We start from the raw sequence: 13,176 nt of genomic DNA, 5'->3' as shown, positions 1-13,176 counted from the left end.
ATGGTGTATAAAATTTAATTGAGTAAAGATTATTCAAACACTACCTGATAGGTTTTTACAATACCCTTGTAGTCAAACTTAACAACGGCTTTTTCTGAAAGTGATGACGCCTGCGTAATATCAATTTTTACTTCCGGGTTGTCCGATTGTACCGTTATTACCGGTGCAGACGCGGCACCTTCAGCATTAAAGCGTGCCTCATAAATATCATAGCCTGTAATACCGTTATCCTTAGTGGACCTCACCGGAGTCTTTGGTAGATCAAGATTCTTGCCATTTGCAGCAATGACTACCTCAGGAACCTCTGGACGATTGATTGGCTTATCCTTTGAACTAAAACCAAGCCCTACAAGCTCACCGAGCGATTCTGCTTCAGGGCCTTCTATCCTGAGAAATATCGCGTGCTTCTCATCAAGATTGTCTACAAATTCAGAAACATCTACAGTAAATTGAGTAATCTCGTTTTCAGCATTTGCGGGAACTATAATTTCACCTATTTGCTTTCCGTTCCAGGTCGGGTTATCCCAGGGGCCATCTAACCAAATTTGAATTTTAAATGATTTTTCTGATTGTGGTTTCAGGAACAGGTTGAACATGGTTTCGTTCCCTTCTTCCGTTCCTTCAAAGGCACTTACGCCTTTTTGGTCTTCCTTCACCCCTCCAAATCCAAAATATTTATAGCCGATGACGTGCCCATTTTTCAGTCCGGAAATAGGCATATGATTATCCCAGATATCCCATGCGTCCTGCTGAATGCCGATATCAGAAAGATAGCAGGCATACCCGGCAGAATAATATTGATAAGGATCGAGCCCGAAAATATGAAATCCTTCTGAAGTAACTTCTGCGCCCTTGTATTCCAAATCATCTGAGGCCTTTGCCGTCCAAATTTCATCTGATGCATACGGATCGTATCCGCGAAGGTAAACGGAGCCCCCTTCTTCTACTGATTTTTCATCCCAGGAAACCGATATTGGTGAGACCATAGGTTGGCGAGCAAAGCCAAAACCGCGTGGCGGGCGATGGTAAAAAACATACCATTGATTGTTGATTTGCTCAATACTTCCGTGGGTATTGTGGCCGGAATAGGTCGTCTGAATAGCGGTTCCGTCCTCGTTGAGTACCGGTGCCCGCGAATCAACCAAAACTCCGCCACTTCTCCAGGGTCCTAAGGGAGAATCTGCCACTGCATAACGCAAGGTGGAATTCGAACTTCCCACGCCATAATCTGGTCCTGAATAACCGCTAAAGACCGTGACATACTTATTTCCAACTTTACGAATGGAGGAAGCTTCAAAGAAATTAAAACTGCCCAAATCCTCTCCTTCATAGATTTTTGGAAACTCAGTCCCTTCCGGATCCCGAATAACCCCATATCTGCGGCTGGCTGGTAATAAGCGCTCAATAACTTCAGTCCCGGGTCTTAAGGAATACATGGTATTTTGATCCAGCTGTGCAGCAGAAGATTTTTGAAAGCCCCAATAGCCATAGGCCCTGAACCCTATTTCGTAGTCTGGATCAGTAGGATCATCAATGTACTCAATATAGATGGCGGGATCAAAGCCCAGGATACTTCCGGGAACTGTTCTTTTTCCATCTGCGGTAAGGTTAATAGGCGTAAACGGACCATCAGGGCGGCTTCCTTTGGCCACCATGGCTTCGCGATTCCAGCCGCGGCTATGCGGGTACAGGTAATAGGTTTTGTTACCGTCTTTATCTTTTACTTCAACTAAATCCGGTGCATACATCACATCCCACTCCCCATCAACCTGATAGGTGAAGACAGGGCCTTCATCCTTCCACTCCGAAAGATTTTCGGCCGGAGCAGACCAGATTCTGATATCCGGACCGCAATAACTGGTGTATCGCACATCATGCGAACCGATGATGTATGCTCTGTATTTTCCGGGATTGTCAGGATCTTCAAAAACCCTGGGCTCACCATCAGGCAGATGCTCCCAAAGTGGCAGATACGGATTCCCCCTAGTTTTATGCACCGCAGGCTGATGAGTTCCAGTTGTTTCAGCGACATAATTTTGCGCTCGCATTCCCTGCACCGCGAATAGAAATACAGCAAAATACAGGAGGTTGGAACATGTATATTTTAAGTTCTTCATGTTTAATAGAGCTATTATTTAGTTTTTATGTTGATTTATTACTCGTTAATGCGTTTGCTCTGAATTTAGATAGCAATCATTTTTTTCGAAAAATCAGTACAACTGAATTCAATACACGCATCAACTGATTTATTTGAAATACCACGAATCAAAGTTGAATAATTCTTCTTTAGCCGTTCCTTTGAATACCAAATAGAGATCGTGTACACCTTTTGCTCCGTCTATCTTCGTTGAAATTTCTTTGTACACCTCGCGATTCCCGGAAGCAGGAACAACCAACGTACCTATTAACTGCTGGTCTACCCCATCAAGTCGAATTTCAATAGTTGATCCTGCAACGCCGCCTGCCAGATGAGCAAAAAATTTCTTTGGAGATTTTTCTCCAAAATCTACCGCTCGTACTTTGATATAATCCCCATCGTGAATCTGGTTTACAAAGACTCCCACCTCATCATTTTGATCGGTTTTCGCACCTTCTGACCAGGCGATGGTTTCGGCTTCAACACGCTGATACGGATTTAGGTTCTTAACTGCTTTCGTGATTCCTTCACGGCTGTGTTCCATTAACGGAATGCTTCCATCGGCATTAAATTCAAAATCCACAGCACAGACTGATCTTCTGAAGCCCTGTCCGCCCGGCAAATCTCCATTGTGGTAAAATAAATAAGGTTGCCCCTTAAACTCGACAAGTCCCGGATGATTGGTAAAAGCCCCTCCTTCCTGAATGACCGGCATAATCGTGTCCTGATACTTCCAGGGACCGACAGGACTTTTACTGGTGGAATAGGCCAAATGCTCGGGAATGCCCCCAGCCGGATACAATAAGTAATACAAATCCTTGCGCTTGTGCAACCACGGGCCTTCCACATAACCTCCTCGTTCTGGATTACGTTTTCCTCCGGGACCAAAAGCTTCGGGTGTTACCGCAACTTCTACCACACCAACTTCTTTATCATAAGAAATCATATCCTCATTGAGCTTTACATAATGAAGTTTTGGATTTCCCCAATACATATAAGCATCTCCATCATCATCAATTAAAACCGTAGGGTCAATGTCTCCCCAATCGGCATCTACCAGCGATGTACCTAAAGCATCTTTGAAAGGTCCTTCTGGTTTGTCTGAAACCGCAACACCTACAGACATTTTATTTTTTTGCTCATTAAGCGCGCAGAAATACAGGTAGAATTTATCGTTGCGAGCAACAGTTTGAGCGGCCCAGGCACGGTCGTTTCCCCAAGAAATATCATCCAAAGAAAATATTTTTCCGTGGTCGGTCCAGTTTACCATATCATCTGTAGAATAGGCGCGCCAGTCGTACATCCTAAAAAAAGTACTGGCCGTATCCTGATCATGGGTGGTGTACATATACACCCTATCGCCATAAACCATAGGCGCCGGATCTGCCGTATAATAGGTTTGTATAATGGGATTTTGCGCCCGGACTTCGTAGCTAAATACTGCTAAAAACAGGAAGAGCTGAGCGGTAAAACCCATATGTTTTGTTCTAATTTCTTTCATAGTATTCTGAATTAAATGCTGCTTTAATCTATTTTTTCGAGAAATGCTGAAAACCCACCCCGACGCAACATCCTGATATTTAGTTCTTCGAAAGCATCCACGACCCGATGCTCCGTTTTTAATTTCTTATCGTGTTCGCTATCTGTAATTAAGGTTAATCTGTATTTGTTGTTTTTTGGTAAAAACGAAAACGAAAGCTGTTGACGTTTCTCCCGATCTTCAGCATTGATACCTCCCAGATACCAATTGTCCTGAGACCTTCTGGCGATAACTACTTCTTTTCCGGGATAACCGGAAAGCAATTTGATCTCATCCCAACTCGCAGGAAGATTTCTGAGTAAAACTTTTGCTGCGTCTGGAAGCTCCAAATAGCCATCGGGGCGGTCTGCCAAATGCTGTAATCCAGATTCAAATACAATACCCAATGCCAACTCGTGACCGTAGGAAGTAAGATGTGGGTGCTGAGAATTGGTAAAAGTCACCGGTGTATAATCCATAGAGCCCACCACATTGCGGGTAAAGGGAAGAATGGTGTTGTGTACCGGAGCTTCAAAAGTAAAATCGGGCACATTGTTATACCACTCAGCGCCACGTACCGACTCGTAGGTCATCACATTGGGGTACGTTCTGGCCCAACCTCTGGGAACCAAAGAACCGTGAAAATAGACCATAATGTTATACTCAGCGGCGTCTTTAATAATATCCAAATAGTAGTTGATCATATCCTGTTTTTCACTTTCAAAAAAATCAACCTTGACGCCAGCAATACCCAGTTTGTTGAGCTTTTTAAATTCTGCAACCCGGTTTTCATGGGTAAGCATACGGTCTTTAGGTGTGGCTCCAACCCAGTTGTGATCTCCCCCGGAGTTGTACCAAATTAATGGCGTTACTCCAATGTCGTGAATATATTCAAGCGCATCTTCCAGGTCGCCTCCGTTGCCCATCGCATCCCATTCCCAATCCAAAAGCGTATACCGCCAGCCCATAGTTGCGGCCAGATCTGCAAAGCGGGTAACTACCTGATAATCTTTGGTCCCGTGATTGTTTGACCAGTAATTCCAGGATACAAGCCCCGGTTTGATCCAGTCAGTGTTATCAATGACACTGGGTTCTGATACGTCTTCAACCAGCGTTGAAGATACAATGTCCTCAAGCTCCCCCACCATAATAACCCGCCACGGTGATTGCCATGGCCCGTTAATCGTTGGTAGTCGCTCTCCCTTGCCGCGGCCGTTCCAATCATCAGGAAATACCAATTTATACTTGTGGGCATCGTCTGTGTTTTTCAATTTGGTTCCGGCATAGGTTCGCATCAAATTGGCTTCGTGTATCAAAAACCATGCTGTAGTGTCTGGGGTATGAAACAAAGCAGGATACGCCCAGTCGCTTTGCACTTCTGCGTAATTCGACTTTCGATAATAGCCCTCGTTAGCCGGATTGAACTTTTGGAGCCAGCGCACCGTACTGTCTGGAATGGTGTAAGCCGTTTTTTCTTCAAGCACGACCTGTTCCTTAAATTTTTCGGGCAATTCATAGCTAAAAGCGAGCCCGTCATTATAAGCTCTCAATATAAGATTCAGCCTGGTTGACTTTTCGTTTTTAAACTGAACCCGTACTTCATTTGCTTCATTCTCCCGTTTATGAGACTTTCCGTGAACCATAGTGTACTGCTCGTGAATCGATCGGGGTTTTGCAACTTTGATAAACCTGAGCGTTTCTGAAAAATCCTGATCATCAAGTACCAAACCCAGGTCTATTTGTGGAATGACTTCCACCCTTTCACCTTCATTATTGTAAAAAACTTTTAAATACCAGCTACCCTGCTCACCCTCCTGCGTGTTAAGCAATGACACTTCAACCTTCGCATTGGGAGAAGTCACTTCAGCCTCCTGTGCATAGGCAAACCCGCTCAAAATGCACAGCATTAAAAGGGAGAATACATGTTTAGTATATCCGGTTTTTATTTTCATTCTAACTTTTATTTGAAGAGCAAAGGTGCAAAGTTGTACAGGTTGTTTCGCCAAACCGGCCAGGTATGTCCGCCGGGATATTCAGAATAGGTGTAATCAATACCCATCTCGTCAAATTTCTGTAGCATTACTTTACAGTTCTTGAACGCGATATCTTCCTCACCTCCCATCGCGATCCAGAATTCTTTGAGATTATCATTGATTTGGTCTGCGTTTTCGCTCATAAAGTCATATTGCTTCCCGGAAATGGAATCATCATTAGCAAACCAACCGGAGCTAAAAACGCCCAGATAATCAAACATATCTGTGTTCTGTACACCGGTGAATAGCGTTTGAATTCCGCCCATACTGAGACCGGCCAATGCTCGATTATCAGCTCCTTCTTTTACCCGATAGCTTTTTTCTACAAAAGGAATCAAACCGTCTTTAAGTTCGTTGGTAAATAATTGCAGTCCCATCTCGGTAAAGGCCGAAGCCGGCATGTTGCCATCGGGCATAACCACGATCATCGGTTTTGCCTTGCCTTCCGCTATCAAATTATCGAGGATCAGGTTTGTTTTTCCCTGCATCGCCCAGCCGCTTTCGTCTTCACCGCCACCGTGCATAATGTATAAAACGGGATATTCGTCATTACTGTTATCATATCCGGGTGGCGTGTACATATAAAACTGACGCCAGCTGTTAAGCACCGGTGAATAGTATTGCTTAATACGTACATCACCGTGTGGCACATCTTTTAAAGCATAATACTCATCGCCTTTAAACGGTACTTCGATTCCGCTGGCCATACGGCCCATCCCGTAGAAAGTTTCACTCGCAGGGTCTGCTACAGCAGCACCATCTATTATTACTGAATAGTAGTGCAAGCCTTCGGTAAGTGAGTCGGTACGGACTTCCCACACACCTTCGCTATTTTTATCCATATCATATTTTTTGGCTAAATCGAGCTGTACGCGCTTGGCATCGGGAGCTTTTAACCTAAAAATGGCGCTTCCATCCGGCATCAATTGTGGGTATTTTGCATTTCGCATATTTGTCGAAGCAGGAGTACCCAGCAGGCTGTAGGTATTGAAAAGCGATTCATCTACCGGTTTAAAAATAAGTTTGGCAAACATATAGAGTCCGTTCTTCCAGACTTTAAAATTGTGATCCCCGGGCTCAATGTAATACACGTGCGGCACATCATTCTCAACCAAATAATTGTGAGTGCGCTCACTAAAGCGCAACAAACGATCAGCATCGCCGCAGGAAATCCATAATAGATTCAGTTTTTCACGGGCTGCTTCAGGGTCCGGAACCAAAACTTCAGGAGCTTTAGTATTGGGAGCCGAAGAGAATCCGCCTACATAAGAGAAGGTATCTAAGTTACCCAAACCAAAATTTAGCGACTGCCCGCCACCCATAGATAAACCGGCAATAGCACGGTGCTCCCGGTCTTTTTTCACCGGATAATTTTTTTCGATAAACGGAATTAAATCCTTCAGCAAGTCCTGCTCAAAAGTGGCAAAAGCTTCCACCTTATCCGGTGCCATAATATTGCCAACCGCACGGTCGTCTTTCATCGCCCGTCCGTTTGGCATCACAACGATCATCGGTTCGGCCTGCTCTTTGGCATACAAATTATCTAAAATCACTTCCGGATGCCCGCCTTTTAACCACTCTAAATGATCGCCACCAATACCGTGCAGTAAATACAGCACCGGGTATTTCTTACCTTTTGTATAACCGGGAGGCGTGTAAACCAGGGCTTTTCGGTTAGTTCCCACCGTTTTTGATGCATACTGAATGGTATCCAACTTTCCGTGTTTGATGTCTGTTTGAGGCACATCAAAACCTTCTGGTGCTTCGTTTACCTGTTTGGGATACCCCAACAGTTCGAGCATCTGCTCACCGTAACGTCTGCCCAGTTTTCTATAGCCTGCGGCGGAAAAATGCAAATGGTCACCAATGGCCTCACAATCCTCTGAAGAAACCACATACGAATTTGGAATCACTTCCGGCAAAGTTCGGATAATGGGATTCATACTGGCGCAAGCCCCACCTTGTTTCTCGCTCACGAGCTCACCTGCAATAAGTGGAACCTTTTTCGGGTCTAGTTTTAAATCTTTGATCAGGTTGTCATAAACACCCTTCACTTTTTGTGGCCAAAGACTATCGCCGGTATTCGATTCGCCCTGATGCAATAAAATTCCTTTGATCACACCATCTTTCTGAGCCAGCTTAGCCATCTCAACCAAACGCGCATACGGATTGCCGTCGTATTCTTTCACCATATTCTTAAGCCAATCTGGTGAAGTTTCTACGTACGATTCAAAATTATCTTTGTCAAAAAGTTCAATCTTACAACCGCCCACAGAGACGTTGATGACGCCCACTTTTACTTCCTGCGGAAGGTTTTCAATCAGTTCGCGGCCAAAATAGTCGGTAGGTGTTAAACCGGTTTTGCAGCGGCATAAAGGCGGTTTTGCGGTGTACCAGTTGCCCTTTTTTCGGTCGAGATCGGGGCAATCTACCGCCTGCATTACTCTAAAGCGATCGTTGACCACGGTATCCCGGGCTTCAAAACGGGCGTGCCCTTCCATATTAGACTGGCCAAAGGCCAGGTATACGTGTAAGTTCTCATCCTGGGCTGCGCCTGAAGTCATTCCCAGAATGAATAAACCAAATAGTAAGATGTATTTTTTCATAAGTAATTGGTTTTCGGTTAGTCTTCAAATAATTTTTGCGCGTACTCATACAAGCACCGTCTCCAGGTATGCCACTCGTGGGCTGTACCGGGCGATTCGTAAAAACTGTAGTTGATGCCCTCCTGATCTAACATATCTTTAAATGCTCCTACCGATTTTGGAAACGGAGCAGGCTCTTTGGTACCCAGCCCCAGCCAAAACAAGTTTAACTGATCGTCAACCGTCTTTCCGTCTGCGAAAGCACCGTTTAGAAAGGTTTTCACATCAATAGGGTCTGAACTCGGATAGTTTGAAGTCCCGCTAAAGCCCCCGTAATAGGAAAAAGTATCCAGATTATTCATCAGGATGCGCATCGTTTGATTAGCGCCCATCGAAAGTCCGGCGATGGCACGGTGTTCCCGGTCTGCGAGGGTACGAAATTGCTTATCGGTCATCGGGATGATTTCGTCAAGCATCACCTCCTCAAAAACCGATTCCGGTCGGCCTTCCTTTGGAGCGTCGAGTTTATAGGCATAGCCGTTATCCATCACAATGATCATAGGCTCAGCCTTACCGTCAGCGATGAGATTATCCAAAATAAGATTGGCATGGCCTTGCGAAGACCAGCCGGTCTCATCTTCAAAGCTTCCGTGCTGCAGATACAGCACCGGATAGCGTTCATCTGAAGTCATATAGCCCGGTGGCAGGTAGATGAAATTGCGTCTCCATTCCTGTGTGATTTCAGAGAAATACAGGTTCTCAACCACTTTGCCGTGGGGTACTTTTCGCAAAGCGAAAATAGCGTCGTCAGCAGCCGGAATTTCAATCCCACTTCCCCAACGGCCCGCACCATAAAAGTATTTAGTACCAGGATCTGGGACTGAAGCCCCGTCAATATTCAGTTGGTAATAATGGAAACCCACATCCTGCGGAGCGGACTCTCCCGTCCAGACACCTTCGGCATCTTTGGTCATTTCATATTTAACCCCGCCAATATCAAGCTTTACCGAAGTAGCTTCCGGAGCTAAAATTTGAGCACGCATCTGCCCTTCTTCATTTACCTGCGGAAAAGCTTTCCCTTGTTGGTTAACAGACGAGGGTTTGTAGCCTTCCTGAGCCTGACATAAACTAAGCCCTGCCAGCAAAACAAACCATGTAATGTGTTGTAGCGTTTTCATAGTTATTAATTGAATAAAAGCGGAGCCATCTGATACAGGCTTCTTCTCCATGTTAAAAATTCGTGTGCAGTGCCTTCCGAAACGTAGGAAACGGCTTTGATTCCGGCATCATTTAAAGCCTTAGCCGCTTGTTTTACCCGCTCTGGATTTTCCTTACTTCCGGCACTTAGAAATACGAGTTTGAGATCGTCGTGCGCCTTCAAATCATCGGGGCTGTACGTTCCACCGCTCAGTAAGCCGTAATACTGAAACAGGCCGGGTTTATTCATCGTGATCATTCGGGTTTCCATCCCGCCCATTGAAAGTCCGGCCATCGCGCGGTTCTCAGAATTGTCAAGCGTTCTGAAATGCGAGTCCACATACGGAATCAATTCTTCGTTAAGTACGGTCTGAAAATGCTTGATATCAAAATCGCGAATACCGCCCCATTTGATTTCATTGGTCATTCCGTAGGTGTTTACGATGATAAAAGGTTTTATTTTACCTTCAGCAATCAGATTATCCATAATTAAATTGGCCTTTCCCTGATTCATCCAGGCAGTTTCATCCTCGCCCCAACCGTGTTGCAGGTAGAGTACGGGATATGCTTTATCGGTATTCAAGTGATAGTCCGGCGGAGTGTACACAAATGCGCGACGCGAAGTATCGGTACTTGGAGACGGAAACAAAATCTGTTGCACAGCACCGTGAGGCACGTCTTTCAAGGCGTAGAAATCTTGATCGTGCGCGGGAATCTCGATTCCACTTTCCCAGCGTACCGAACCGTAGTAATTTTTAGCTCCGGGATCGTTAAAAGTTCCGCCGTCAACAGTAAGGTGGTAATAGTGAAAGCCTTCATCCATTGGCCCTTCGGTGGTACCGGTCCAGAAGCCTTCTTCATTTTTAGTGAGTTTGGTGCCGCCGCGGCCTCCCAAACCTAAACTTACCGAAACGCTATCGGCAGCCGGAGCTTTAATTTTAAAGCGCACATAACCCTGCGAATTGACCATCGGGTATTCCTGACCGGGTTGGTTGAGTGAAGAAGGTTTAAAATCCTGCTTTATATCTTCTTGTCCAAAAGACCATAAGAAATTCAGGCACAAAAAAAGTACTGCTAGTTTTTTCATAATTGCGATTGTTTAAGGTTGATGGTAACTGTTTTTAAGTCGGCCTCATCAGAGCTGTTGCCGTAAAATATGGTGTATGCGCCGGGCTCAGCGGCCATTTCAAGTTTGTCTTCGCTATAAAACTGAAAGGATTCCGAGTCGATTTCGATACTCACTTGCTGCAGCTCGCCGGGTTTTAATTCCACACGTTTAAATTGCTTCAGGGTTTTTACAGGCCCGTCTGTATCCTCTACTTTTCTCAGGTACACCTGAAGGATTTCAGTCCCGCTTCGATCTCCCGTATTGCTTACCGGAACGGTAAATTGTAGCGGTTCGCCCTGCGCGATTTCCTGTTTAGGAACAGTGGCATGCCCAATTTTAAACGTGGTATAACTTAAGCCAAAGCCAAACTTGAACAGCGGCTCTTCTTTCATATATCTGTAGGTACGACCATTCATACCGTAATCTTCAAAATCAGCGAGTTGGGTGGTATCGCGGTAAAACGTAATGGGCAATTTCCCGGAAGGATTGTAATCGCCAAAAAGCACATCGGCCACGGCCTGCCCGCCAGATTCCCCACCGTACCAGGATTGCAGGATGGCATCGCAGGTTTTAGTCTCAGGAACCAGCCCAATTGCAGAACCCGAATTGTTTACAAAAATGACAGTTTTCCCGGCATCTTTAAGGGCTTTCAGGCAATTGCGTTGCACTGCGGGAAGTTCAATATCGGTACGGTCACCGCCTTTAAACCCTAGATAATTTACCGGCATCTCCTCCCCTTCCAGTAAAGTTGAGAGTCCGCCCACAAAAATAACGGTATCAATTCCTGCTATTTTTTTAATCAGGTGGGTAAAGTCAACCGGAATTTCTTTCCCGAAATTAAACTCCAGATTGGCTTCCCAGTTGTTCAATTGGGCGTATTTGATTTCAATAGTATACGTTTTTCCTTTTTCAAATTTGTATGGAAGTGTTGAAGGCAGCGTTCTCCAATTGTTGGTTTGTCTGAGCGATTTGCCGTTTACAAACAATTCAAAATGACCGGTAGCACCAAATTTAAAAGCCAGTTCTTCATCTTTATCGGCAGTATATTCCGTCACGTAGCTCGCGGAAAAATCTTCCAGCTTTACTCCGGAAGCAAACTCATGTTGCCCCGCAGTGGTCAACTTAAGCGGATTGGTAATATAGGTTTCGGCAATGACCGGCCCGCTACAGTCCGGTGCATTCCAGTAGGTTGCTTTAAAGCCTTTTTTGCCATCAATTCCAATTTTGGAAAAGTAGCTTTCGGTTACTTTATCTTCAACAAGGTCACAAGCCTGATCGTAGACGATACGCTCTGCTCCTACCTTCGATTTAATGCCGTCAAGAATGGTAATGGTGCGCACGGGCGTTCCGTTGTAATTCCCCCAAAGCATGGGCTCATCATCAGCATTGGGACCCAGTACCGCAATTTTATCTATTGATTTTTTTAGCGGAAGCACCTTGTTCTTATTCTGAAGCAGGGTCATCGACTTTCTCGCCATCTCGAGCGCGAGCTGCCGGTGTTCTTCATTGTTGATCACTGAAGCCGGAATCTGCGCCCACGGCACAATCGCATCCGGGTCCATTTCGCCCAACTCAAAACGGCCTTTCAACACCCGCTTTACGCGGATGTCAATTTCATCTTCCTGCACCAGACCGCGTTTTACAGCTTCGGGAAGGAGTTTGTAGTTGTGGTTGTTCCACTGGCATTCAACGTCAGTACCGGCCAAAACACCTTTCGCGGCAGCGTGAACCGCATCAGAAGATACGCCGTGCGAGGTAAAAAAGTCCTGAATGGCCCCACAATCGGAAACCACCAAGTGCTCAAAACCCCACTGGTCGCGCAGAATTTGCTGCAACAGACGGTCGCTACCGCAGCAAGGCTCATCATCCAGACGCTGATAGGCGCACATCACCTGACGTACATCAGCATCCTGCACCAAAGCTTTAAAAGCCGGCAGGTAGGTTTCCCACAAATCCCGCTGTGAAATGTTATTCAGGTTGAGACTGTGACGACTCCACTCGGGTCCCGAATGCACGGCGTAGTGCTTGGCACAAGCCAGTAATTTTCGGTATTTCGCATCTTCAGGACCTTGAAGACCTTTAACCACCTGCACGCCCATTCGTGATGTGAGATACGGATCTTCGCCGTAGGTTTCCTGCCCACGTCCCCAGCGCGGATCGCGGAATATATTCACATTGGGTGTCCAAACCGAAAGGCTCATAAAGCGTTTATTCTCTTCACCATTGCGCATCGCTTGATGGTATTTGGCCCGGACCTCATCTGAAGTCGCATCAAAAATTTTATAGACCAGTTCGTCATCAAAAGAGGCTGCCATACCAACCGGCTCAGGGAAAACGGTCACATCGTTGGTATTGGCAAAACCGTGCAGGGCTTCGCTCCACCAGTTGAATTTCTTGATTCCCAAACGCGGTATCGCTTCGGAAACATCGCACATCAAGTTTGCTTTTTCTTCCAAAGTAAGCCTGCTTACTAAATCGGCTGCGCGCTCATCGGGCGAAAGTGCCGGATTCTGATACGGGTAGTCCTGGGCGTAGATCCCCAAACTAAACAACAAACTGACTACAAGTATTTTATACCTATTCATTTTAATCACTAT

The 13,176-nt window shown here is 45.5% G+C and carries 7 protein-coding genes; all 7 read right to left on the bottom strand.

The window, feature by feature from the left end:
• Positions 1-29: 29 nt before the first annotated feature.
• On the bottom strand, positions 30-2,117 hold the full coding sequence (locus DSM02_RS08920) for a glycoside hydrolase family protein (RefSeq protein WP_128765293.1): 2,088 nt from the start codon (positions 2,115-2,117) through the stop codon (positions 30-32).
• A gap of 129 nt (positions 2,118-2,246) precedes the next feature.
• Positions 2,247-3,638: a glycoside hydrolase family 43 protein gene (locus DSM02_RS08915; RefSeq protein ID WP_240674017.1), complete on the bottom strand. Its 1,392-nt coding sequence runs from the start codon at positions 3,636-3,638 to the stop codon at positions 2,247-2,249.
• Between the two features lie 23 nt (positions 3,639-3,661).
• Positions 3,662-5,608: a glycoside hydrolase family 97 protein gene (locus DSM02_RS08910; protein WP_128765292.1), complete on the bottom strand. Its 1,947-nt coding sequence runs from the start codon at positions 5,606-5,608 to the stop codon at positions 3,662-3,664.
• 8 nt (positions 5,609-5,616) lie between these two features.
• Positions 5,617-8,295: an alpha/beta hydrolase-fold protein gene (locus tag DSM02_RS08905; RefSeq protein ID WP_128765291.1), complete on the bottom strand. Its 2,679-nt coding sequence runs from the start codon at positions 8,293-8,295 to the stop codon at positions 5,617-5,619.
• Positions 8,296-8,312: 17 nt separating this feature from the next.
• The gene (locus DSM02_RS08900; RefSeq protein ID WP_128765290.1) at positions 8,313-9,452 is read right to left on the bottom strand and encodes an alpha/beta hydrolase-fold protein; all 1,140 of its coding nucleotides are present in this window, start codon (positions 9,450-9,452) and stop codon (positions 8,313-8,315) included.
• A 5-nt stretch (positions 9,453-9,457) separates the two neighbouring features.
• The gene (locus tag DSM02_RS08895; RefSeq protein WP_128765289.1) at positions 9,458-10,558 is read right to left on the bottom strand and encodes an alpha/beta hydrolase-fold protein; all 1,101 of its coding nucleotides are present in this window, start codon (positions 10,556-10,558) and stop codon (positions 9,458-9,460) included.
• Positions 10,555-13,164, bottom strand: a complete 2,610-nt coding sequence (xyl3A, locus tag DSM02_RS08890; RefSeq protein ID WP_128765288.1) for a xylan 1,4-beta-xylosidase — start codon at positions 13,162-13,164, stop codon at positions 10,555-10,557. The genes DSM02_RS08895 and xyl3A overlap by 4 nt, the downstream gene beginning before the upstream one ends.
• Between the last annotated feature and the right edge of the window lie 12 nt (positions 13,165-13,176).

This window comes from Leeuwenhoekiella polynyae (assembly GCF_004104075.1).
Classification (GTDB): domain Bacteria; phylum Bacteroidota; class Bacteroidia; order Flavobacteriales; family Flavobacteriaceae; genus Leeuwenhoekiella; species Leeuwenhoekiella polynyae.
Note: the sequence above shows the minus strand (reverse complement) of the source record. Positions and strands in the feature narration are given on the sequence as shown.

What these genes read in the sequence shown, in the direction of transcription:
- DSM02_RS08920 (WP_128765293.1), bottom strand. Translation starts at nt 2,117, where the DNA reads ATGAAGAACTTAAAATATACATGTTCCAACCTCCTGTATTTTGCTGTA.
- DSM02_RS08915 (WP_240674017.1), bottom strand. Translation starts at nt 3,638, where the DNA reads ATGAAAGAAATTAGAACAAAACATATGGGTTTTACCGCTCAGCTCTTC.
- DSM02_RS08910 (WP_128765292.1), bottom strand. Translation starts at nt 5,608, where the DNA reads ATGAAAATAAAAACCGGATATACTAAACATGTATTCTCCCTTTTAATG.
- DSM02_RS08905 (WP_128765291.1), bottom strand. Translation starts at nt 8,295, where the DNA reads ATGAAAAAATACATCTTACTATTTGGTTTATTCATTCTGGGAATGACT.
- DSM02_RS08900 (WP_128765290.1), bottom strand. Translation starts at nt 9,452, where the DNA reads ATGAAAACGCTACAACACATTACATGGTTTGTTTTGCTGGCAGGGCTT.
- DSM02_RS08895 (WP_128765289.1), bottom strand. Translation starts at nt 10,558, where the DNA reads ATGAAAAAACTAGCAGTACTTTTTTTGTGCCTGAATTTCTTATGGTCT.
- xyl3A (WP_128765288.1), bottom strand. Translation starts at nt 13,164, where the DNA reads ATGAATAGGTATAAAATACTTGTAGTCAGTTTGTTGTTTAGTTTGGGG.